The organism is Pseudarthrobacter sp. NamE5 (genome assembly GCF_005796225.1).
Taxonomy (GTDB): domain Bacteria; phylum Actinomycetota; class Actinomycetes; order Actinomycetales; family Micrococcaceae; genus Arthrobacter.
In genome coordinates this window covers 78,041-98,968 of record NZ_VAHO01000011.1, presented here as the reverse complement: position 1 = coordinate 98,968, position 20,928 = coordinate 78,041, and the positions used below count along the sequence as shown (strand labels likewise).

Below are 20,928 nucleotides of genomic sequence, written 5' to 3'. Positions count from 1 at the left end.
CGCCGCAGTGGGACGTGCCCTGCCGGTTCCGGCAGGAAACCCGTTGCCCGCGCAGCGGCGAAAGGATTATCAATGACTGCAACGCTTGTAGCGAAGGACATTTCCGGCGGTCACGACCATCGGCAGCTCTTCTCGGGCCTTTCCCTGACAGTGGCGCCGGGGGACGTTGTGGGCGTAGTAGGCGCCAATGGAGCGGGCAAGTCCACGCTGCTGCGGCTCCTGGCCGGCGTCGACCAGCCCCAGGAAGGTTCGGTCAGCCTTGCCCCCTCCGATGCCTTTGTTGGCTGGCTGCCCCAGGAACACGAACGCGTGCCGGGTGAAACGGTGGCGGGGTATATTGCCCGCCGTACGGGTTGCGCCCGGGCAACAGCTGACATGGAATCCACGGCCGAGGCGCTGGGCTCAGGTGCCCCCGGTGCCGACGATGCCTATGCACATGCTTTCGACCGGTGGATGGCCTCCGGTGCCGCCGATCTGGACGATCGCCTTCCTGCCGTCCTGGCGGACCTGGGGCTGGAGACCGACCCGGGGTCGCTGATGACTGGGCTGTCAGGTGGGCAGGCAGCACGCGTTGCGTTGGCGGCGCTGCTGCTGAGCCGGTTCGACGTAGTACTGCTGGACGAGCCCACTAACGACCTTGACCTTGAAGGCCTCGCCAGGCTCGAGGACTTCGTGCGGGGACTGCGCGGCGGCGTGGTGCTGGTGAGCCACGACCGGGAGTTCCTGGCCCGCTGCGTCACCACCGTGGTGGAGCTGGATCTGGCTCAGAATGCCGTGGCAGTTTACGACGGCGGCTACGTAGCTTTTTTGGAGGAGCGCGCAGTTGCCAGGCGGCACGCACGCGAAAAATACGAGGAGTTCGCGGCCACTAAGGCCGACCTGGTGTCCCGGGCACGGACCCAGCGTGAATGGAGCTCCCAGGGAGTCCGGAACGCCATGAAGAAGAACCCGGACAACGACAAGATCCGCCGCGCCGCGAGCACCGAGTCATCCGAAAAGCAGGCCCAGAAGGTCCGGCAGATGGAGTCCCGGATCGCCAGGCTGGACGTGGTGGAAGAGCCGCGGAAGGAATGGCAGCTGCAGTTCTCCATAGGCAAGGCGCCACGCTCCAGCTCCGTTGTGGCCACCCTCCGCGACGCCGTGGTCCGCCAGGGCAGCTTTACCCTGGGCCCGGTCAACCTCCAGCTCAACGCAGGGGAGCGGATCGGCATTACCGGTCCCAACGGCGCAGGCAAGACCACGCTGCTGCGGCTGCTGCTGGGCGGCATCGAGCCGGAGTCCGGCAGTGCAGCCATGGGCGCGTCCGTCGCCATCGGAGAAATCGACCAGGCCCGCGGGCTCCTCGCCGGCAACCTCCCACTGGCAGATGCGGTGGAGGCTGTCCTCGTGGACCTGAACCCTGCGGAGGTGCGTACGCTGCTCGCCAAGTTCGGGCTCAAGGCGGACCATACGACCCGCACCGTTGACTCCCTGTCGCCGGGTGAGCGGACCCGTGCGGCGCTCGCACTGCTGCAGGCCCGCGGGGTCAACCTCCTGGTGCTGGACGAGCCGACCAACCACCTTGACCTTCCCGCCATTGAGCAGCTCGAAGAGGCCCTGGAGAGCTATGACGGGGCGCTGCTGCTGGTCACCCATGACCGCAGGCTGCTGGAAAACGTCCGCCTGGATGTACGTTGGGTTGTGGAGAGCGGAATGGTAGAGGAGCAGCAGCAATGAGCATGGAAGGGGTGGCCTGGAACTCCCTGTACAAGATCACGCGGGCTAAGAGCGGGTCCAAGCCCTTCTCCAAAGCCACCCTGAAGCGGGTACTGGCTTTCGCCCGCCCGCACCGGGGCAAACTTATCGCCTTCGTGGCACTGTCCGTGGTGATGGCATTCCTGGCCGTGGCAACGCCGGTCCTCGCCGGGCAGGTGGTGGACGCCATCGTGGCAAAGGCAGCGGCGGAGGAGGTGATCCGGCTTGCCGTGCTCATCGCCGTCGTGGCTTTTGCTGAGGCAGGCCTGGGCCTGGTGAGCCGCTGGCTTTCCTCCACCATTGGCGAGGGCGTGATCGTGGACCTCAGGACCCGGGTCTTTGACCATGTCCAGAAGATGCCCATAGCGTTCTTCACCCGCACCCGTACCGGTGCCCTGGTCAGCCGCCTGAACAACGACGTCATCGGCGCCCAGTCGGCGTTCGCGGGCACACTGTCCGGGGTGGTCAGCAACGTAGTGGCCCTGATCCTGACACTCATCGTCATGCTGGGGACGTCCTGGCAAGTAACGGTCCTGGCCATGATCCTGTTGCCGGTGTTCCTCATCCCGGCACGGCGGATGGGATCAAGGCTGGCGGATCTGCGACGGGAGGCCGCGGAGCACAACGCGGCCATGGGAACCCAGATGACCGAGCGTTTTTCTGCTCCGGGTGCCACCCTGGTCAAGCTCTTTGGCCGCCCGGACGAGGAATCGCGCGAATTCGCCGTCCGTGCAGGACGTGTCCGCGACATCGGCGTACGGACAGCGATGCTGCAGTTCACCTTCGTGACGGCGCTGACCCTGGTCTCGGCGCTCGCGCTGGCCCTGGTCTATGGCCTCGGCGGCTGGCTGGCCATTACGGGCCAGCTTGCGGCGGGCGACGTGGTGGTGCTGGCCCTGCTGCTGACCAGGCTTTACGCACCGCTCACCGCGCTGTCCAACGCCCGGGTGGAGATCATGAGCGCCCTGGTCAGCTTTGAACGGGTCTTCGAAATCCTCGACCTCAAACCGCTGATCCAGGAGAAACCGGACGCTGTGGCGGTTCCTGCCGGCCCGGTCTCCGTGGAGTTTGACGACGTCCGGTTTGCCTACCCGTCGGCCGACAAGGTCTCCCTCGCGTCGCTGGAGGAGGTGTCCACGCTGGATACCCGCGGCGGGGAGGAAGTGCTGCACGGCATCAGCTTCCGGGTGGAACCCGGGCAGACCGTGGCCCTGGTGGGCTCATCAGGCGCCGGCAAATCGACCATTGCGCAGCTGCTGGCCCGGCTCTATGACGTAGATTCCGGCGCCGTTCGCCTGGGCGGCAGTACACCCGGCACCGGCATGGACCTGCGCGACGTGACGTTCGGATCCCTGCGGGACACTTTGGGCATGGTCACCCAGGACGGGCACCTCTTCCACGAAACCATCGCCTCGAACCTGCGCCTGGCCCGTCCGGACGCAACCGAAGCGGACATGTGGGAGGTCATCCGGCAGGCCCGGCTTGAAGGCATGATCCGTTCCCTGCCGGACGGGCTGGACACCGTGGTGGGGGAGCGCGGCTACCGGCTCTCGGGAGGTGAAAGGCAGCGCCTTACCATCGCCAGGCTGCTGATCGCCCAGCCGCGGGTGGTCATCCTCGATGAGGCAACGGCCGCGCTCGACTCGACGAATGAAGCCGCAGTGCAGGCAGCCCTGGGCGCCGCGCTGGAGGGGCGTACCGCCGTCGTCATTGCGCACCGGCTCTCAACGGTCCGCGCCGCCGATGCGATCCTGGTGGTGGAGGACGGCAGGATCGTTGAACGCGGGACGCACACCGAACTCCTGGCTGCCGAAGGGCGTTACGCGGAGCTTTACCGCACACAGTTCAATGAAGCCACGGCAGTGGCGCAGGAAGCTGTTCCCGAGTTCTAGTCTCCGCTGTGCGCGGAGCTCTGTGCAGAGCACCGCTTGTTGGCCAGTTCGGGCAGAATGTGGTCGGTCAGCAGCGGCGCGAGGTCCGGCGGCAGGGCTGCGCCCCGGTCGACGGCAGCGAGGTCCAGCCAGCGTATTTCCGCGATTTCTCCGGAGGGACGGGCGTCCCAGGTGCCGGGCGCGGCGAACACGGTGGCTTCGATGTCGGTGGCCGCCTCGTTCGCGGCGTCGGCAATCCAGACACCCATCAGCTGCAGTTCCCGCGGGTCCACGACAATGCCCACCTCTTCAGCCAGCTCACGGGCTGCCGCCTGGAGGGCACTTTCGCCCGCCTCAGGCTTGCCGCCCGGATGCATGAACATGGCCGTGCCGCGCTTCCTCACCGTGAGCAGCCGGCCGGCGTCATCAAAAACGCAGACGGCGGAAACGACTATGCGGTTCTTCATGCTGCTGTGCTCCTTGCCCGTGTCAGGTGTGAGGTCAGCAGCAGGTCCTTTCGCGGCCCTTTTACGTCCCACGTGTAGCTGAAGCTGTCCGGGCTTTGATAGGCGTAGGAAACCCGGTACGTATCCGGATCGCACCAGTGGCTGTCCAGGCTGGCTTCCGGGGAAAAGCTCATTCTGTGGAAGGGCCGGCCGTCGGGGAAGAACACGTCAAGGGCGTCAGGGCGTTCGGCGGTCCGCAGCAGGTAGTCCCGGGAGGCGGGGCCGGTGAAGGACGGCCAGTGCATGGTGCCTTCCTCACGCAGGGCCAGGCCGCCGTCGGGCGTTGGAACAAAAAGTACGACGCCGGAAAAGGTTCCGTGCGTGCCTTCCGCGCGGTCCAGCAGGTCCCGCTGGATAGTCCAGCGGCCGGCCCCGGCGCTGCCGGCCGAGGGGCTGGGGCCGCCGGCGCCCAGGAGGTAGGCGCGAAGATCTTGCTCCGGAGAACGAAGGTTCAAGTGCCCTCGATTGGAATCGAACCAACGACACCGGCTTTAGGAGAGCCGTGCTCTATCCACTGAGCTACGAGGGCCTGGTCCGTTGGGCTGGCAGGCAGTCCGGCCGGACACGGTTACAAGCATACAAGGTGCAGCGCCGTATTACGCTCAAGGCATGACTTCAGTGCCGTCCGCCGCCCCAGCCGTGGCCTTCATCCCGGACACCGTGTCCACCCGGCAGTACATCGGAGCGTGGTCGGTGCTGAGTGTGCTGCAGTATTTTGCCGCGGAGGCGGCGGTGATTGGTGCCTGGGCGGGGCCGCGGCCCTACGACCTGCGCACCGGCTACATCAGCGACCTCGGTGCGCTGTACTGCGGCGTGTTCGACGGCCGTGAGGTCTGCTCGCCGTTGAACTGGCTGATGAACGCCTCGTTCGTGGTTCAGGGCATGGGAATGCTGCTGGGCGCTGTCCTGCTCAGCTCCGGGCTGTTGTGCGTCGCGGCACGGGCGGGGATACGGGTCCAGGCGGGCCGCCGGAAGCCATGGCTCGCGGCGGTCTGGGTGCGCCTGCTGACCGGAACGGCCGGGGCGGGGACCGTCATCGTGGGGCTGGTGCCGGAGGATGCCGGTTCCGGCTGGCATTTCGCGGGAGCGGTGATGTACTTCCTTGCCGGGGCTGCCGCCCTGCTGGTGTTGGGCGTCCTTTGGCTGCGGAAATCGAAGATGGCCTGGTTCATCCTGGTGTGCGGCGGAGTCTCCCTCGCAGCGCTGGTGACCGGCGGTGTGACCGGCATGGACATCCCGGAACCAGGGACCCTGGAACGCCTCATGGCGTACCCCGTCACGGTAGGAATGGCAACCGCGGGCCTGGTGATCGCGCACCGGGTGCACCAGCACCGGAAACAGGCGCGCATGGCGGCAGCCCTCACGAAGTAGCTTTCGGCCTCCGGGCGCCCAGAATCACTGCAACAGCTCCCGCAACCAGGCTCAGGACGAGCAGGACCCACCCTGCGACGGTGAGCGATGACGCGAGGGCCACCTGCCCGGGGGCCGGAGCTTCCGTGGCCAGCACGCCGTCGATGGCAGCGTTACCCCAGAGCCGGACGACAACGAACAGCAGCGGCAACGCCCAGAGCGCCCAGCGGAGGGCCTTCCGGGCCACGTTCGTCCCGATCAGCAGCAGCCAGGTGAACCCGAAGATCAGCGGAAACAGGGTGCCTGCGGTCTTGTGGACGTAGTTGAGCTGGCCGCGGGCGTCTTCGTCCATGGCCGCGTGCAGTTGGCCGATGTAGGCGGGGTCGAAGCCGCCGATGAGTGAGTCGGGCATGGCCAGGCCGGTGGAGAGCTGCCGCAGCTGGTCCAGGGTCAGCAGGTGCAGGTACCAGAACAGGAACAGGCTGGCCACCACGCCGGCGATCACAATGAGGTTGCTGTTGCTCTGGGCCTTTTCCGGCGTCCGGGCCGTGGTGGGATTCACCGCCGGTGGAAGGTGGTGTTGCGGGACAGCCGCCTTGGAGCCGTGCTTCTTGATCCGCTGTGCAGGTGTCTTGGCCATGGCACCATTATCGCGCCCCATAAACTGAAGGCATGAGCATTGGCCGGCACAGCGCTGTTGAACTTGACCCCTCACTGGACGACTACCAGCTGGCAGCAGCCCTGGTGCGTGAGGCCGGCCAGTTGGCGCTCCTCATGCGGATGGCGGGCCTGCAGTCGCAGCAAAAGACTTCGATCTCCGACGTCGTGACGGCGGCCGACCATGCGGCCGAAGCCTATGTGCTGGAACAGCTGCAGCGCTGCCGGCCCGAGGACGGCATCCTGGGTGAGGAGGGCGCGTCGGTGCAGGGCAGCAGTGGCCGGACCTGGGTGATCGATCCCGTGGACGGCACCTACAACTTCCTGCACGGATCCACGTACTGGTGCTCCGCCATCGCCCTGAAGGATTCCGCCGATGCTGTGCTCGGGGCGATCTTCCAGCCGGAGGAGGACAAGCTTTGGCTCGGCGGCCGGGAACACCCCGCAAGCCTGAACGGCGAGGCACTGAAGGTGTTCCACGACAATGGGGGAGAGCGGAACGCAACCTCCGTAGGGCAGTTGGGAGCGGCAACGTACATCCATCCCAGCTGGCTGATGGATCCGCTGTGCGCCATGCCGTGGCACGCGGCGGCAACCTCGGCGGCAGCTCTTCGGATGCTGGGTTCGGGGTCCTGCGATCTTGGCCGGGTGGCGGACGGGCAGATCGGATGCTGGTTCCAGCACAGCTGCCCCGAATGGGACTGGCTCCCAGGCAAGGCCATTGTCCGCGCCGCAGGCGGGGCCGTGGATACCGTCCGCGTCAATGGATTGGAATGGTTCATGGCAGGAGGAACGACGGCGGTCCGCGAGTTGCGTGCCGCCCTCGAGTCCGGGTCGGTCGCCTAGGACAGGGTAATCACCCGTTCTGTGGATAAGGGCCGTCATCCACAGGCTGGAAGTCCGTGTCGGTCCCACCGCCTAGACTTGTAGGCACCATGGATATGTTGTTTGACCCGTACTCTGACGGACCGTTCAAGGCCGCTCCCACAGCTGCTGCCCGCACCAAGTCGCCCTCCGAAGGCGCTGCTGCGGCACCGGGGACCGGCGGCAGCATCCGTGAGGACCGGGTGCCGGAAGGGCAAGGCCACCGGGGCCACCGCCTGGACGCTGCCGCGCTTTTGGAGGGACTCAACCCCCAGCAGGAGGAGGCCGTCAGGCATGCGGGCTCCGCGCTGCTCATCGTGGCCGGCGCCGGTTCGGGCAAGACCCGTGTGCTCAGCAACCGGATCGCCTACCTGATTGCCACAGGCCGTGCCCACCACGGCGAAATCCTGGCCATCACCTTCACCAACAAGGCCGCCGCTGAAATGCGGGAACGCATCGAAAAGCTCGTGGGCGGACGGGCGAAGATCATGTGGATCTCCACTTTCCACTCATCGTGCGTCCGGATTCTCCGGCAGGAAGCAGCCAACGTCGGCCTGAAGTCGAACTTCTCCATCTACGACTCCGCCGACTCGCTGCGGCTGGTCACACAGGTTTCCAAAACGCTGGACCTGGACCCCAAGAAATTCGCGCCCAAAGCCATTCAGCACAAAATCTCGGCATTGAAGAACGAACTCATTGATGCCGATTCCTACGCTTCCGCCGCCAACTACAACGATCCGTTCGAGCAGGCAGTAGCGGATGTCTACAAGGGGTACACCCAGCGGCTGCGCCAGGCGAACGCCATGGACTTTGACGACCTCATTGCAGAGACCGTCTACATGTTCCGCGCCTTCCCCGCCCTGGCCGAGTCCTACCGCCGGCGGTTCCGGCACGTGCTGGTGGATGAATACCAGGACACCAACCACGCGCAATACGCTCTGGTGCGCGAGATCGTCGGCGAAGGGCCGGGGGCGTCCGAACTCACCGTTGTGGGTGATTCAGACCAGTCCATCTACGCCTTCCGCGGCGCCGACATCCGCAACATCGTGGAATTCGAGAAGGACTACCCCGAAGCCCGGACCATCAAGCTGGAACAGAACTACCGCTCCACGCAGAACATCCTCAGCGCGGCAAATTCCGTGATTTCCCGGAACCCCAACCGGCCCGAAAAGCGGTTGTGGACGGCCGAGGGCGAAGGCCACAAAATCATCGGCTACGTGGGCGAAAACGAGCATGACGAGGCCCAGTTCATCGCCAAGGAGATCGACAGGCTCCAGGACGAGGACAACCTCCGCCCCGGAGACGTTGCCATCTTCTACCGGACCAACGCGCAGTCCCGCTCAATTGAAGACGTATTGGTACGGGTGGGCCTGCCCTACAAAGTGGTGGGCGGCACACGGTTCTACGAGCGCAAGGAGATTAAGGACGCCCTCGCGTATCTTCGCGTCCTCGTTAATCCGGACGACGACGTGAACCTTCGCCGGGTGCTCAACGAACCCAAACGCGGTATCGGTGACCGCGCTGAGGGTGCCGTGGCAGCCCTCGCCCAGCGGGAACGGATCTCGTTCATGGCGGCCGCCCGCCGCGCTGAGCAGGCTCCGGGGATGGCCACCCGTTCCGTCAACGCGGTCCTTGGTTTCGTGAAACTGCTGGATGACCTCGCTGAGGTAGCTGCCGGTTCGGGCGCAGCGGCGGCACTGGAAGCCGTCCTGGAGCAGACAGGCTACCTGGCGGCCCTGCGCGCCAGCACCGATCCGCAGGACGAATCCCGGGTGGAGAACCTGGCGGAGCTCGTTGCCGTCGTCCGCGAATACGAACAGGAGAACCCCGAAGGATCCCTGGAGGCCTTCCTGGAGCAGGTGTCGCTTGTGGCTGATGCCGACCAAATTCCCGATGCCCCCGGAGCGGACATCGATGCCGCCGTCGCTGAGGCCAGGCGGCTGGGCGTGGTCACCCTGATGACGCTGCACACCGCCAAGGGCCTGGAGTTCCCGGTAGTGTTCCTGACCGGCATGGAGCACGGGCTGTTTCCGCACCAGCGCTCGGCCACCGACCCCAAGGAACTGGCGGAAGAGCGCCGGCTTGCCTATGTAGGGTTGACCCGTGCCCGGAAGAGGCTCTACGTCACCCGCTCGGAGGTCCGCAGCATGTGGGGGCAAAGCCAGTACAACCCGGCAAGCCAGTTCCTGGAGGAGATCCCCGCCGAGCTCCTGGAGTGGAAGCGTGAAGGAACCAGCAGGCAGTCCGGCGGCTGGGGCGGCGGATCCATCAGTTCGGGCCGCTACGGCGGATCCTTCTGGGGCGCCGGGACCGCGCGCGGCGCCGCTGCCGACTCCTCCGCCGGTTTCAACGCGGATGTCCCTGCTGCTGTCGCGCGGAACCGGGTGCAGCCCCAGAAGGAGATCGTGGCCGTCAGCGTGGGGGACAAGGTCAACCACACCAGCTTTGGCAACGGCACCGTCCTCGCCCTCGAAGGCGCCGGGGACAAGACCGTGGCAAAGGTGAAGTTCGACGTCGGCGAGAAGCGCCTGCTGCTGCGGTACGCGCCGCTCACCAAGCTCGACGCCTGACAGTCCCAGTTTTAGGGGCGCAGACCCCCGCAGCTCCGGCCGGCGCCGCCGTCGTATGAGCGGCGGCGCCAGGGGAGGCTGAGCCCAGCAATGCCGCATAATGGAGGCCATGCGACGGACTATTTGGGGGATGCTGGCCGTCCTTTTCCTGCCGGCTGTAACAGCATGCACCGTGGCCGTGGAGGACCCTGACTACGTGCCGCCCGGTCCGCTGCCGCCGATGGAGCAGTTGGAGCAGGCACCACTGTCAGATCCGCAGGACTTTTCAAGCGGCGAAGATGTCCTCTCCTTCATTACGCAGGACCGGACCGTAGCCTGCTCCCTCACTGCAGCCCGCGGAGCGCACCTCAACCTGCCGTATCGGCAGAACAGCTTCAGCGACGCTGAAAACAACAAACTGGCGACCGTTCCCGTGGCCCATTGTGAACTGGCGGAGTACCCGAAGCCCGTTGCCGGCGACATCACAGACGATTGCGCCGGGACCGGGCTCGGCTACCTGGGCGGGGCGGCGCTGCTCACCCCGGACATCGCCAAGTACGGCGAGTGCCGCTCCGGCGTCACACAAATGGAGGCAACCTATGGTCCGAACGGCAGCAAGACAGGCCCGCTGGCCGAACTGCCGGTCCTGGCCGAGGGCCAAAACCTGGAACGGAACGGACTGCGCTGTTCTGCCTACAACGGTGGCGTGGCGTGCGGAAACGTGTCGGCCGGGATCGGATTCTTTGTTTCCGGGCAGCGTTACGAACTGATTTCCGCACGCCCGGGCAGCAGCCCGGCGGGCCCCTCAGAGCCCTCAAAAACCCCGTAATTCCGCGGTTTTTCTACGCCTCATAGAATAGTGTCCTTACTCACATAAGAGGTAGTCTGGGACGGCCCGGTCCTTCCAAAGGACTAGAGTTCCCCATGGAGCATTACGCCGCGTGGCTCGTTTCCAGACAGGCCGCCGGTGCGTGCATTCCGCAGCCCGGTCATCGTCTTCGATGGTGTCCGACTGTACAGAAACTACTTCGACGTAGAAGGACACTAAACCGTGGACCTGTTTGAATACCAGGCGCGCGATATGTTCGAGGCGCACGGTGTACCCGTGCTTGCCGGCATCGTGGCGCACACCCCAGAAGAAGCAAAGGCAGCTGCCGAAAAGATCGGCGGCGTGACCGTCGTCAAGGCACAGGTCAAGGTCGGCGGCCGCGGCAAGGCAGGCGGCGTGAAGGTTGCCAAGTCCGCCGATGAGGCCTCTGAGCACGCCACCAACATCCTGGGCATGGACATCAAGGGCCACACCGTCAATAAGGTGATGATCGCCCAGGGCGCGGACATTGCCGAGGAATACTACTTCTCTGTCCTGCTGGACCGGGCCAACCGCAACTACCTCGCCATGTGCTCGGTCGAAGGCGGCATGGAAATCGAACAGCTCGCCGTCGAACGCCCGGAAGCACTGGCCAAGATCGCCATCGATCCTGCCGTCGGAATCGACCAGGCCAAGGCCGATGAGATCGTCGCAGCCGCAGGCTTCGCTGAGGAACTTCGCGGCAAGGTCGCCGCCGTGATCCTCAAGCTGTGGGACGTCTTCAAGAAGGAAGACGCCACCCTCGTGGAGGTCAACCCGCTGGTCAAGACCGGCGCCGGCGAGATCGTCGCCCTGGACGGCAAGGTCTCCCTCGATGAGAACGCCGAATTCCGCCACGCCAAGCACGCCCTCCTTGAGGACAAGGATGCGGCCGATCCCCTCGAGGCCAAGGCAAAGGCCCAGGACCTCAACTACGTCAAGCTCGACGGCGAAGTAGGCATCATCGGCAACGGCGCCGGCCTGGTCATGTCCACGCTCGACGTCGTCGCCTACGCCGGTGAAAACCATGGCAACGTCAAGCCCGCCAACTTCCTGGACATCGGCGGTGGAGCCTCCGCCGAGGTCATGGCCGCCGGCCTGGACGTCATCCTGGGTGATGAGCAGGTCAAGTCCGTGTTCGTGAACGTCTTTGGCGGCATCACCGCCTGTGACGCCGTCGCCAAGGGCATCGTCGGCGCGCTGGCCGAGCTCGGCCACACCGCGAACAAGCCGCTGGTAGTCCGACTCGACGGCAACAACGTCGAGGAAGGCCGCCGCATCCTGAACGAGGCCAACCACCCGCTGGTAACCCTGGCCGCCACCATGGACGAGGGCGCCGACAAGGCCGCCGAGCTCGCCAACGCAGCGAAGTAAAGGGACGCACCATGTCTATTTATCTGAACAAGGACTCCAAGGTCATCGTCCAGGGCATCACCGGCGGCGAAGGCACCAAGCACACGGCCCTGATGCTGAAGGCCGGCACCAACATCGTCGGTGGCGTCAACGCCCGCAAGGCCGGCACCACCGTCCTGCACGGCGACAAGGAAATCACTGTCTTCGGCACCGTGAAGGAAGCCATGGCAGAAACCGGCGCTGACGTCTCCATCGTCTTCGTGCCGCCGGCATTCACCAAGGCCGCAGTGGTGGAGGCCATCGAGGCCGGCATCGGCCTCGTCGTCGTCATCACCGAAGGTGTTCCAGTCCAGGACTCCGCGGAGTTCTGGGCCCTCGCGCAGTCCAAGCTGGACGCTGACGGCAACCAGGTCACCCGCATCATCGGCCCGAACTGCCCCGGCATCATCACCCCCGGTGAAGCGCTGGTGGGCATCACGCCGGCCAACATCACCGGCAAGGGCCCCATCGGCCTGGTCTCCAAGTCGGGCACCCTGACCTACCAGATGATGTACGAACTGCGGGACCTGGGCTTCTCCACCGCCATCGGCATCGGCGGCGACCCCATCATCGGCACCACGCACATCGACGCCCTGGCCGCGTTCGAAGCTGATCCCGAAACCAAGGCGATCGTGATGATCGGCGAAATCGGCGGTGACGCCGAAGAACGTGCCGCCGACTTCATCAAGGCCAACGTCACCAAACCCGTTGTTGGCTACGTTGCCGGCTTCACCGCCCCCGAAGGTAAGACCATGGGCCACGCAGGCGCCATCGTCTCCGGTTCCGCCGGTACCGCCCAGGCCAAGAAGGAAGCCCTCGAGGCTGCCGGCGTCAAGGTCGGCAAGACGCCGTCCGAGACGGCCAAGCTGCTGCGCGAAGTCTACGCAGCCCTCTAAGGCACCAGCACCCAACGCGGGACCGCTCATGCCCCTTTCCTTTGGGAGGGTAGCAGGAGCGGTCCCGCGTTGGTGTTTAACCGCAGGGACGCTAAGGCGCGACGCCGGGCTGGCGGCTTTTATGCGCGCGATGAGACTGCCACGGCTGCGGACGGACTTTTCCTGGGGCGCTTTGCGCACGATGCGGCAAACCTTGGCCGCGTGCTGGACGAAGCCCTGATGGCCCCTCAGACGCGCGACCCGCTCAGCAGCTCATCGAGCCGCTCGTAACCTTCGGTCATGCCGCCCTCCATGCCGGACTGCGCCATCCCGTCACGGGCCTCAATGCTGGGGTAGACGGAGTGGCCGCGCAGCCTGGTACGGCCGTTGCCCAGGTCTTCAAAGGTCATGAACTCGAGGCTGACGATGTCCGGGTAGCCCCCGAACTCAAACGTTTGGATGGCGAACTCATTCTCGCGGACCGTGTGGAAGATGCCCCTGAACTCGTAGGGGACCCCTTCCGGACCGGTATGGAGGTAGCTGTAACTGCCCCCGGTCCGGAAATCGTAATGGTCAACGTCCATCTTGTAGCCCCTCGGGCCCAGCCATTGGACAAGAAGGTCCGGTTCCTTGTGTGCGCGGAACACATCCGCCACCGGAAAGTCGAATTCACGCTCGTAATCGATGAAGGGGACGCCTTCAGGAACGCTGAGTTTCAGGGAATTGCTCATGATGACTCCTTGGACATTAGCCGCTGCTGTCCGCAGCCTGTGATCTGAGTACGGCGTCGAGGCTGCGGAACTGCCCTTCGCGGACCAACCTGTACTGGTCGATCCAGGCGGTCAGTGCCTCCAGCCGCGCCGGGTTCAGGTGCACGGGCCTGCGCTGGGCATCCCTGGATCGGGTCACCAGCTCTGCCTGCTCGAGTACCTGGATGTGCTTCGAGACCGCCTGCTTGGAAATCTCGAACGGTTCTGCCAATTCGTTCACAGTGGCCGGGCCCCGGCTGAGCCGGGCAATAATGCTCCGCCGCACGGGATCGGCCAGGGCCATGAAAGCCGAATCCAGTGCCGCACTTTCAGAGCCCATACCCAAGCCTTCTTGGTCAACCTGTTCGTTTATCAACCTATCGGTTGTTTAAGGATAGGCCCGGGCAGATGTTGTTTCAAGCCCTTGACTCTTGTTCTTTCAAGAAGGCATTTGTTAGTATGTCAGTACAAACTTTCTGAGGAGAAAAAGTGCCACTTGTACGAATCGACATCAATAAAGGACGCAGTGCTGAGGAGCTTCAGCGACTGAGCCGGGGCATCCATGACGCCATCCTCGCGGAGTACGGAATTCCGGAGCGGGACTACTTCCACATCCTTACCGAACACCCGGAGGGGCAGATCTTCGCCCAGGACGCCGGCCTGGGTTTCGAGCGCACCACCGGAGTGGTGATGATTCAGATCTTCACCCAGGGCGGGCGGTCGCAGGAAGCGAAGCAGCGGCTGTTTACCGCGGTGGCCGAAAAGCTGGCAGAGGCAGGTGTGGCCGGCGAGGACGTCTTCATTGGATACGTGGAAAACACCGCCGGGGACTGGTCGTTCGGCTACGGCCGGGCCCAGTACGTGACCGGCGAGCTGGCGGTTCCCAAGAAGTAGCGCCCGGCCTGCCATTGGGGGCGGGCCGGAAGTGAAATCGCGATGTAAGCATGTCAGTACAAACTTTTGACAGGACATTGAGATTCGGGCAAAGTAGTGCGTGTGGCCTCCACCACGGCCTGCCAGTCCTGGAACTCATCCGCGAAGGTTTAGAGTTTCACACCAGAAAGGTCCACGATCACCGTGACCCATGAGCTTCTAACGATCGGGCGCATCAGCGTTGATATCTACCCGAACGATATTGGGGTTGGCCTGGAGGATGTAACATCCTTTGGCAAGTACCTCGGCGGATCGCCGTCCAATGTGGCTGTCGCTGCTGCCCGGCATGGCCGCCGCACCGGTGTGATCACCCGCACCGGGGATGACCCCTTCGGCACTTACCTGCACCGGGAACTGGAGAAGTTCGGCGTGGACGATGCGTTCGTCACCCCGGTGCCGGGACTCCAGACAGCGGTCACGTTCTGCGCGATCAAGCCGGCCTCGGACAATTTCCCGCTGTACTTCTACGGGCGTTTTCCGACTGCTCCCGATCTGCAGATCAGGGCTGAAGAGCTTGACCTCGACGCCATCCGTGAGGCCGGGATCTTCTGGTCCACGGTGACGGGTCTATGCCAGGAGCCGAGCCGCGAAGCGCACATCAAGGCCCACGGGGCCCGTCCCCGCACCGGCCTGGCCGAGGGCCAGTTCACCATCCTTGACCTTGACTACCGGCCCATGTTCTGGGCCTCGGAGGAAGAGGCGCGGGCCGAGGTGGCCAAGGTCCTGCCACATGTCACTGTCGCCATCGGCAATGACAAGGAATGCGCCGTGGCGGTGGGGGAGGGAACCCCTGACGAGCAGGCGGACAGGCTGCTGGCAGCAGGCGTGGAGATCGCCGTCGTCAAGCTTGGTCCGGACGGCGTCATGGCCAAGACCCGCACCCAGCGCGTCGTCTCCGCTCCCGTCCCGGTAGAGACGGTCAATGGCCTGGGCGCAGGGGACTCCTTCGGCGGAGCCTTCTGCCACGGTCTGCTCTCCGGCTGGCCACTGGCTCAGGTCCTCGATTACGCGAATGCCGCAGGTGCCATCGTCGCCTCCCGCCTGTCCTGCGCGGATGCCATGCCGACGCCGGATGAGGTCACCTCGCTGCTGGCCGAACGCGGCCGCAATGTTCCGGGCGCTGCCCCCGGCTCAGCGGCTGCCTCCGCCCAGCAGCTTGCCACCGAAGGAGCAGCACTGTGACACTCACCCCCATCGCTTCGAACCACGCCTTGAATGACGATTCCCGCCGCTATGAGCACCTCAGCACCATCCGGCTGGAAGACCCGGAAGCTGTGGCACGCGCCGCCAAGGCCCGCCGCCGCCACCCGGGAGTGAAGGCTGGCCGGCAGAACTTCATCGTCGCGGCTGACCACCCCGCCCGCGGGGCGCTGGCCGTCGGAAATGATCCGGTGGCGATGGCTGACCGGCGCCAGCTGCTGGACCGGCTGCAGATCGCACTGGCAAATCCCGCTGTTGACGGCATTCTCGCCTCCCCGGACATCATGGACGACCTGCTCCTGCTGGGTGCCCTGGACGGCAAACTGGTTTTCGGTTCGATGAACCGGGGCGGGCTGTCCGGTCTGGTCAACGAGATCGATGACCGCTTCACCGGCCACACCGCAGCCGCGCTGGAAGCCCTGGGCGCTGACGGCGGGAAGATGCTGACCCGCATCTGCCTGGGTGACCCGGACACAGTCGCCACCCTTGAGGCGACGGCCAAGGCCATCGATTCGCTCGCTGAGCGCAGGCTGATCGCCATGGTGGAGCCGTTCCTGTCGGTCCGCGAAAACGGCAGGGTCCGGAATGACCTGTCCACGAACGCGGTGATCAAGTCGATCGCTATTGCCGAGGGCCTGGGTTCCACGAGCGCCTATACCTGGATGAAGCTGCCGGTGGTCGCGGAGATGGAACGCGTCATGGCTGCCACCACCATGCCCACGGTCCTGTTGGGCGGCGACCCGGAGGGGACCCAGGACGAGGTCTTTGCCAGCTGGCAGGCCGCCCTGGCATTGCCCGGCGTCCAGGGCCTGACTGTGGGCCGCACCCTTCTCTACCCGGCTGACGGGGACGTCGCCGGCGCCGTAGCCACAGCAGCCTCGTTGCTGAACCACACCGCAGAAGTATCGGAGTAACACCCATGGCATCAGTACAGGGATCCCGCCGCATGACGGTGGCCCAGGCCGTCGTCGAATACCTTTCGAAGCAGTACACCGTGGACTCGGTTGACGGCGTCGAGTACCGTGAACGGCTCATTCCGGGCACGTTCGGTATCTTCGGGCACGGCAACGTGGCCGGTGTGGGCCAGGCGCTGAAGCAGTACCAGCAGCTGGATCCGGCCATCATGCCGTACTTCCAGGGCCGGAACGAGCAGGCCCAGGTCCACCAGGCCGTGGGGTACGCACGGCACACGCGCCGCCGCCAGACGTTCGCGGTGAGCACCTCGATCGGTCCGGGGTCCTCCAACCTGCTGACGGGTGCGGCTTTGGCCACCACCAACCGGCTCCCTGTGCTGCTGCTGCCTTCCGACACATTCGCCACCCGCGCCGCTGACCCGGTGCTGCAGCAGCTGGAGCAGCCCTACGCGTACGACATCACCGTCAATGACGCCTTCCGGCCGCTGTCCAGGTTCTTCGACCGGGTGTCCCGGCCCGAGCAGCTGTTCTCCGCGTTCCATCACGGCCTGCGGGTCCTGACGGACCCGGCAGAGACCGGCGCGGTGACCATTTCGCTGCCGCAAGACGTCCAGGCCGAGGCCTTCGACGTGCCCGGGGAGTTCCTGGCCGAACGCGAGTGGCGGATCCGCCGCCCGGACGCGGACGACGACGATATCGCCCGGGCCGCAGAGACCATCCGGAGTGCCAGACGGCCGCTGATCATTGCCGGCGGCGGTGTCCTCTACGCCTACGCGAATGACGAGCTCGCAAAGTTCGTCGAGCTGACCGGCATCCCCGTGGGCTACACCCAGGCCGGCGTCGGCGTCCTGCCTTGGGACCACCAGCATTCCCTGGGTGCCATCGGCTCCACCGGCACGACGGCGGCCAACGCCATCGCTGCCGAGGCGGATCTGATCATCGGGATCGGCACCCGCTACGAGGACTTCACCACCGCGTCCCGCACGGCATTCCAGAACCCGGACGTCAAGTTCGTCAACATTAACGTCGCCCCCATCGACGCGTACAAGCACGGCAGCACGCTGCCGATCGTTGCCGACGCCCGCAAGGCCCTGGTCAAGCTGAACGCTGTCCTGGGCGGCTACCGCGTCGGCGCCGACCTTGAGCAGAGGGTGGCGGCGGAGAAGAAGCGCTGGAACGCCACAGTGGACGAGGCGTTCGACACCCGCCACACCCCGCTGCCGGCCCAGAACGAGATCATCGGGGCCACCTCCCGCGCCATGGACGCCCGCGACGTGGTGATCTGCGCCGCCGGTTCGCTGCCCGGTGACCTGCACAAGATGTGGCGCGTCCGGGATCCGTTCGGCTACCACGTGGAGTACGCCTACTCCTGCATGGGCTACGAAATCCCCGGTGGGCTCGGCGTCAAGCGCGCCGCCCTGGCCGAAGCCGCGGCAAGCACGACGGCGGCAGGCACGGGGCGCGCGGACGTGCGGGACGTCGTCGTGATGGTAGGGGACGGCTCCTACCTGATGATGCACACCGAGCTGGTTACCGCCGTCGCCGAACGCATCAAGCTGATCGTGGTCCTGATCCAGAACCACGGCTACGCCTCCATCGGATCCCTCTCCGAAATGCTCGGCTCGCAGCGGTTCGGCACCCAGTACCGGGCACTGAACGAGGAACAGCACAGCTTCGATGAGGGCGAGACCCTGCCGGTGGACCTGGCGCTGAACGCCGAGTCCCTGGGCGTGAAGGTCATCCGGATCGAGCCGGGGGAGAAGGTCATCGCCGAACTCGAACAGGCCATCCGCGACGCCAAGGCAGCACCCGAAGGCTCCGGGCCCATCCTGATCCATGTCGAGTCCGACCCGCTCCTGGACGCACCGTCCTCGGAATCCTGGTGGGACGTGCCCGTCTCCCAGGTATCCGAACTGGAATCCACCCGCCAGGCGTACCAGACCTACGCCGACCACAAGTCACGCCAGCGCAAACTGCTCGGCTGAACCCCCTTTCCACCACTCAAGGAAGAGTCCCCCCATGACTGCCACCACCACTGAGACCACCGTCATCAACCACTTCATCGACGGCGTTGAAACCGCAGGCGTTGGTGACCGCACCACGTCCGTGTTCAACCCGGCCACCGGCAAGGCCACCGCCACGCTGCGCCTGGCCAACCGTGCCGACCTGGAGGCCGCTGTCGCCGCAGCCCGTAAGGCCGCCGACACCTGGGGTGAGATCTCCCTGGCCAGGCGCACCGCGGTGCTGTTCAAGTTCCGCGAACTCGTTGCATCCCACGTGGAGGAGCTGGCGCAGCTGGTGACCGCCGAGCACGGCAAGGTCCTCTCCGACGCCAAGGGCGAGATCGGCCGCGGCCTGGAAGTCGTCGAGTACGCCTGTGGGATCCCCACCCTGCTCAAGGGCGACTACTCGGACCAGGTCTCCACCGGGATCGACGTGTTCAACTTCCGTGAACCGCTCGGCGTGGTAGCGGGCATCACCCCGTTCAACTTCCCGGTGATGGTGCCGCTCTGGATGGCCCCGATGGCGATCGCCACCGGCAACGCCTTCATCCTCAAGCCCTCCGAGCGTGACCCCTCAGCCTCGCTGCTGCTGGCAAAGCTGTGGAAGGAGGCCGGCCTGCCCGACGGCGTGTTCCAGGTCCTGCACGGTGACAAGGAAACCGTTGACGGGCTGCTGACCCACCCGGACGTGGACGGAATCTCCTTCGTCGGGTCCACCCCGATCGCCCAATACGTCCACGAAACCGCCACCAGGCATGGCAAGCGCGTCCAGGCCCTGGGCGGGGCGAAGAACCACGCCATCGTCATGCCCGACGCCGACCTGGACAACGCCGCCGACCACCTCGCCGCCGCAGCGTTCGGTTCCGCCGGTGAACGCTGCATGGCCATCAGCGTCGCCGTCGCCGTCGGGGATGCTGCCGACCTGATCGTCAAAAAGGTCGAAGAGCGCGCCCTGGCCGTGAAGGTCAACAACGGCACCGCCCCGGACGCCGAAATGGGCCCGGTCATCACCCCCGCCGCCAAGGAACGCATCGTCAGGATCGTCACCGAAGCCGAAGCCGCAGGCGCCGCCATGGTGGTGGACGGGCGTGACCTCGTGGTCCCGGGGCACGAAGACGGCTTCTGGGTCGGACCCACCGTGATCGACCACGTCAAGACCGAAATGACCGCCTACCAGGAGGAAATCTTCGGCCCCGTCCTCGTGGTGGTCCGCGTGGACACCCTCGAAGACGGCATCAAGCTCATCAACGCCAACCCCTACGGCAACGGCACCGCCATCTTCACCTCCTCCGGCGCTGCCGCCCGGAAGTTCCAGCGCTCCGTGACCGTGGGCATGATCGGCATCAACGTGCCGCTGCCGGTGCCGGTGGCCTACCACTCCTTCGGCGGCTGGAAAGCATCCCTCTTCGGCGACAAGCACATCTACGGCCCCGAAGGCGTCTCCTTCTACACCCGCGGCAAGGTCGTCACCTCCCGCTGGCCCGAAACCCACCACGCCTCCGGCGCCTCCTACAACTTCCCCTCCAACTGATCCCGCCGCGCGGAAGACCAGAGTAGAAAGACAACGCTGTCATGACTGAGAACAAACTGATCATCGGCACGGCGCCGGACTCCTGGGGTGTCTGGTTCGCGGACGATCCCAAGCAGACGCCGTGGGAACGTTTCCTCGACGAAGTGGCCGAGTCCGGCTACAAGTGGATTGAACTGGGCCCGTACGGCTACCTGCCCACGGACCCCGCCCGCCTCGCCGAGGAGCTCAAGCAGCGCGACCTCCAGATCTCAGCCGGTACGGTCTTTACCGCCTTCCACCGCGGCCTGGACCAGTGGGAAAGCGCCTGGGAGCCGGCCCGCAAGGTGGCGGAGCTGACGGCAGCCATGGGCGGGGAGCACATCGTTGTCATTCCGGCAATGTGGCGTGACGATGTCACGGGGGAGGCAGTGGAAAGCGGAACACTTAGCGGGAAGGCCTGGGACGACCTGTTCGCCGGCCACAACCGCCTGGGCAAGACCCTGCTGGAGGACTTCGGCCTGAAGCAGCAGTTCCACTCGCACGCGGACTCCCACGTGGGTGCGCAGGAGGACATCGAAACCCTGCTCGGCGCCACGGATCCCCAGTACCTCAACCTCTGCCTGGACACCGGCCACGCCGAATACTGCGGGGCGTCCAGCCTGGAGCTGATCAAGAACTACCCTGACCGGATCGGCTACCTGCACCTCAAGCAGATCAACCCGGAGATCCTCAGGAAGGTCAACGAGGAAAACATGACCTGGGCCGCCGCCAACCTGGCCGGCGTCATGACCGAGCCGCCGAACGGCCTGCCGGACCTGCGCGCGGTGATCGAAGCTGTGGAAGGCCTGGACCGGCCCATCTTCGGCATCGTGGAGCAGGACATGTACCCAGTGGCGTTCGACGTGCCGATGCCCATCGCTAAGCGCACCCGCAACTACCTGCTGTCCTGCGGTTCCCGCACCACTGTCAATTGA

General features: G+C 65.4%; 19 protein-coding genes, 1 tRNA gene and 1 pseudogene. 15 read left to right on the top strand and 6 right to left on the bottom strand.

All coding sequences use genetic code 11. The features are described from left to right. The first annotated feature begins 72 nt into the window (after nt 1-72). Together FDW84_RS13865 and FDW84_RS13860 are read left to right on the top strand one after the other, a co-directional pair. Entirely contained in the window at nt 73-1,716 is a 1,644-nt protein-coding gene (locus FDW84_RS13865; protein WP_138610110.1) for an ABC-F family ATP-binding cassette domain-containing protein, read from the top strand. Next, nucleotides 1,713-3,626: an ABC transporter ATP-binding protein gene (locus FDW84_RS13860; protein WP_138610109.1), complete on the top strand. Its 1,914-nt coding sequence runs from the start codon at nt 1,713-1,715 to the stop codon at nt 3,624-3,626. Before FDW84_RS13865 ends, FDW84_RS13860 begins: the two co-directional genes overlap by 4 nt. Here FDW84_RS13860 and FDW84_RS13855 read toward each other — a convergent pair. From FDW84_RS13855 to FDW84_RS13845, 3 genes are all read right to left on the bottom strand, one after another. Then, nucleotides 3,623-4,072: an NUDIX hydrolase gene (locus FDW84_RS13855; RefSeq protein WP_138610108.1), complete on the bottom strand. Its 450-nt coding sequence runs from the start codon at nt 4,070-4,072 to the stop codon at nt 3,623-3,625. The two genes, FDW84_RS13860 and FDW84_RS13855, sit on opposite strands and share 4 nt — an antisense overlap. Next, nucleotides 4,069-4,566 (bottom strand): DUF6314 family protein, encoded by a 498-nt coding sequence (locus tag FDW84_RS13850; RefSeq protein WP_138610107.1) that lies wholly within the window; start codon nt 4,564-4,566, stop codon nt 4,069-4,071. Before FDW84_RS13850 ends, FDW84_RS13855 begins: the two co-directional genes overlap by 4 nt. 1 nt (nt 4,567) lies before the next feature. Then, nucleotides 4,568-4,640, bottom strand: a tRNA-Arg gene (locus FDW84_RS13845). Nucleotides 4,641-4,720: 80 nt separating this feature from the next. Here FDW84_RS13845 and FDW84_RS13840 point away from each other — a divergent pair. Beyond that, entirely contained in the window at nt 4,721-5,482 is a 762-nt protein-coding gene (locus FDW84_RS13840) for a DUF998 domain-containing protein (RefSeq protein WP_138610106.1), read from the top strand. Here FDW84_RS13840 and FDW84_RS13835 read toward each other — a convergent pair. Then, entirely contained in the window at nt 5,472-6,101 is a 630-nt protein-coding gene (locus FDW84_RS13835) for a hypothetical protein (RefSeq protein WP_138610105.1), read from the bottom strand. The genes FDW84_RS13840 and FDW84_RS13835 overlap by 11 nt on opposite strands. Before the next feature lie 32 nt (nt 6,102-6,133). Here FDW84_RS13835 and FDW84_RS13830 point away from each other — a divergent pair, with 32 nt between their 5' ends. From FDW84_RS13830 to FDW84_RS20065, 6 genes and pseudogenes are all read left to right on the top strand, one after another. Next, nucleotides 6,134-6,964, top strand: coding sequence for an inositol monophosphatase family protein (locus tag FDW84_RS13830; protein WP_138610104.1), 831 nt, complete (start codon nt 6,134-6,136; stop codon nt 6,962-6,964). 89 nt (nt 6,965-7,053) lie between these two features. Further along, the gene (gene pcrA / locus FDW84_RS13825; RefSeq protein WP_138610103.1) at nt 7,054-9,552 is read left to right on the top strand and encodes a DNA helicase PcrA; all 2,499 of its coding nucleotides are present in this window, start codon (nt 7,054-7,056) and stop codon (nt 9,550-9,552) included. Between the two features lie 100 nt (nt 9,553-9,652). Next, complete coding sequence (locus FDW84_RS13820) at nt 9,653-10,360, top strand: hypothetical protein (RefSeq protein ID WP_240721519.1); 708 nt, start codon at nt 9,653-9,655, stop codon at nt 10,358-10,360. Nucleotides 10,361-10,582: 222 nt separating this feature from the next. Next, complete coding sequence (gene sucC, locus FDW84_RS13815) at nt 10,583-11,752, top strand: ADP-forming succinate--CoA ligase subunit beta (protein WP_138610102.1); 1,170 nt, start codon at nt 10,583-10,585, stop codon at nt 11,750-11,752. 11 nt (nt 11,753-11,763) lie between these two features. After that, entirely contained in the window at nt 11,764-12,666 is a 903-nt protein-coding gene (gene sucD, locus FDW84_RS13810) for a succinate--CoA ligase subunit alpha (RefSeq protein ID WP_138134373.1), read from the top strand. Between the two features lie 153 nt (nt 12,667-12,819). Next, nucleotides 12,820-12,936, top strand: a pseudogene (locus tag FDW84_RS20065) (triosephosphate isomerase); the annotation flags it as partial. Here the strand turns inward: FDW84_RS20065 and FDW84_RS13800 are convergent. Continuing rightward, a complete protein-coding gene (locus tag FDW84_RS13800) occupies nt 12,894-13,376 on the bottom strand; it encodes an SRPBCC family protein (protein WP_138610101.1) in 483 nt (160 codons plus the stop codon). The pseudogene FDW84_RS20065 and the gene FDW84_RS13800 sit on opposite strands and share 43 nt — an antisense overlap. A gap of 16 nt (nt 13,377-13,392) precedes the next feature. Beyond that, complete coding sequence (locus tag FDW84_RS13795) at nt 13,393-13,734, bottom strand: ArsR/SmtB family transcription factor (protein ID WP_138610100.1); 342 nt, start codon at nt 13,732-13,734, stop codon at nt 13,393-13,395. 149 nt (nt 13,735-13,883) lie between these two features. On the opposite strand from FDW84_RS13795, the gene FDW84_RS13790 reads away from it, so the two are divergent. From FDW84_RS13790 to FDW84_RS13765, 6 genes are all read left to right on the top strand, one after another. Further along, on the top strand, nt 13,884-14,288 hold the full coding sequence (locus FDW84_RS13790) for a tautomerase family protein (RefSeq protein WP_138610099.1): 405 nt from the start codon (nt 13,884-13,886) through the stop codon (nt 14,286-14,288). 183 nt (nt 14,289-14,471) lie between these two features. Beyond that, complete coding sequence (gene iolC, locus FDW84_RS13785) at nt 14,472-15,509, top strand: 5-dehydro-2-deoxygluconokinase (protein ID WP_138610098.1); 1,038 nt, start codon at nt 14,472-14,474, stop codon at nt 15,507-15,509. Further along, the gene (locus FDW84_RS13780) at nt 15,506-16,441 is read left to right on the top strand and encodes a Cgl0159 family (beta/alpha)8-fold protein (RefSeq protein ID WP_138610097.1); all 936 of its coding nucleotides are present in this window, start codon (nt 15,506-15,508) and stop codon (nt 16,439-16,441) included. The genes iolC and FDW84_RS13780 overlap by 4 nt, the downstream gene beginning before the upstream one ends. Nucleotides 16,442-16,473: 32 nt before the next feature. Then, nucleotides 16,474-18,426: a 3D-(3,5/4)-trihydroxycyclohexane-1,2-dione acylhydrolase (decyclizing) gene (iolD, locus tag FDW84_RS13775; RefSeq protein WP_138610145.1), complete on the top strand. Its 1,953-nt coding sequence runs from the start codon at nt 16,474-16,476 to the stop codon at nt 18,424-18,426. Nucleotides 18,427-18,460: 34 nt separating this feature from the next. After that, the gene (locus FDW84_RS13770) at nt 18,461-19,975 is read left to right on the top strand and encodes a CoA-acylating methylmalonate-semialdehyde dehydrogenase (RefSeq protein WP_138610096.1); all 1,515 of its coding nucleotides are present in this window, start codon (nt 18,461-18,463) and stop codon (nt 19,973-19,975) included. A gap of 41 nt (nt 19,976-20,016) precedes the next feature. Continuing rightward, on the top strand, nt 20,017-20,928 hold the full coding sequence (locus FDW84_RS13765) for a sugar phosphate isomerase/epimerase family protein (protein WP_138610095.1): 912 nt from the start codon (nt 20,017-20,019) through the stop codon (nt 20,926-20,928).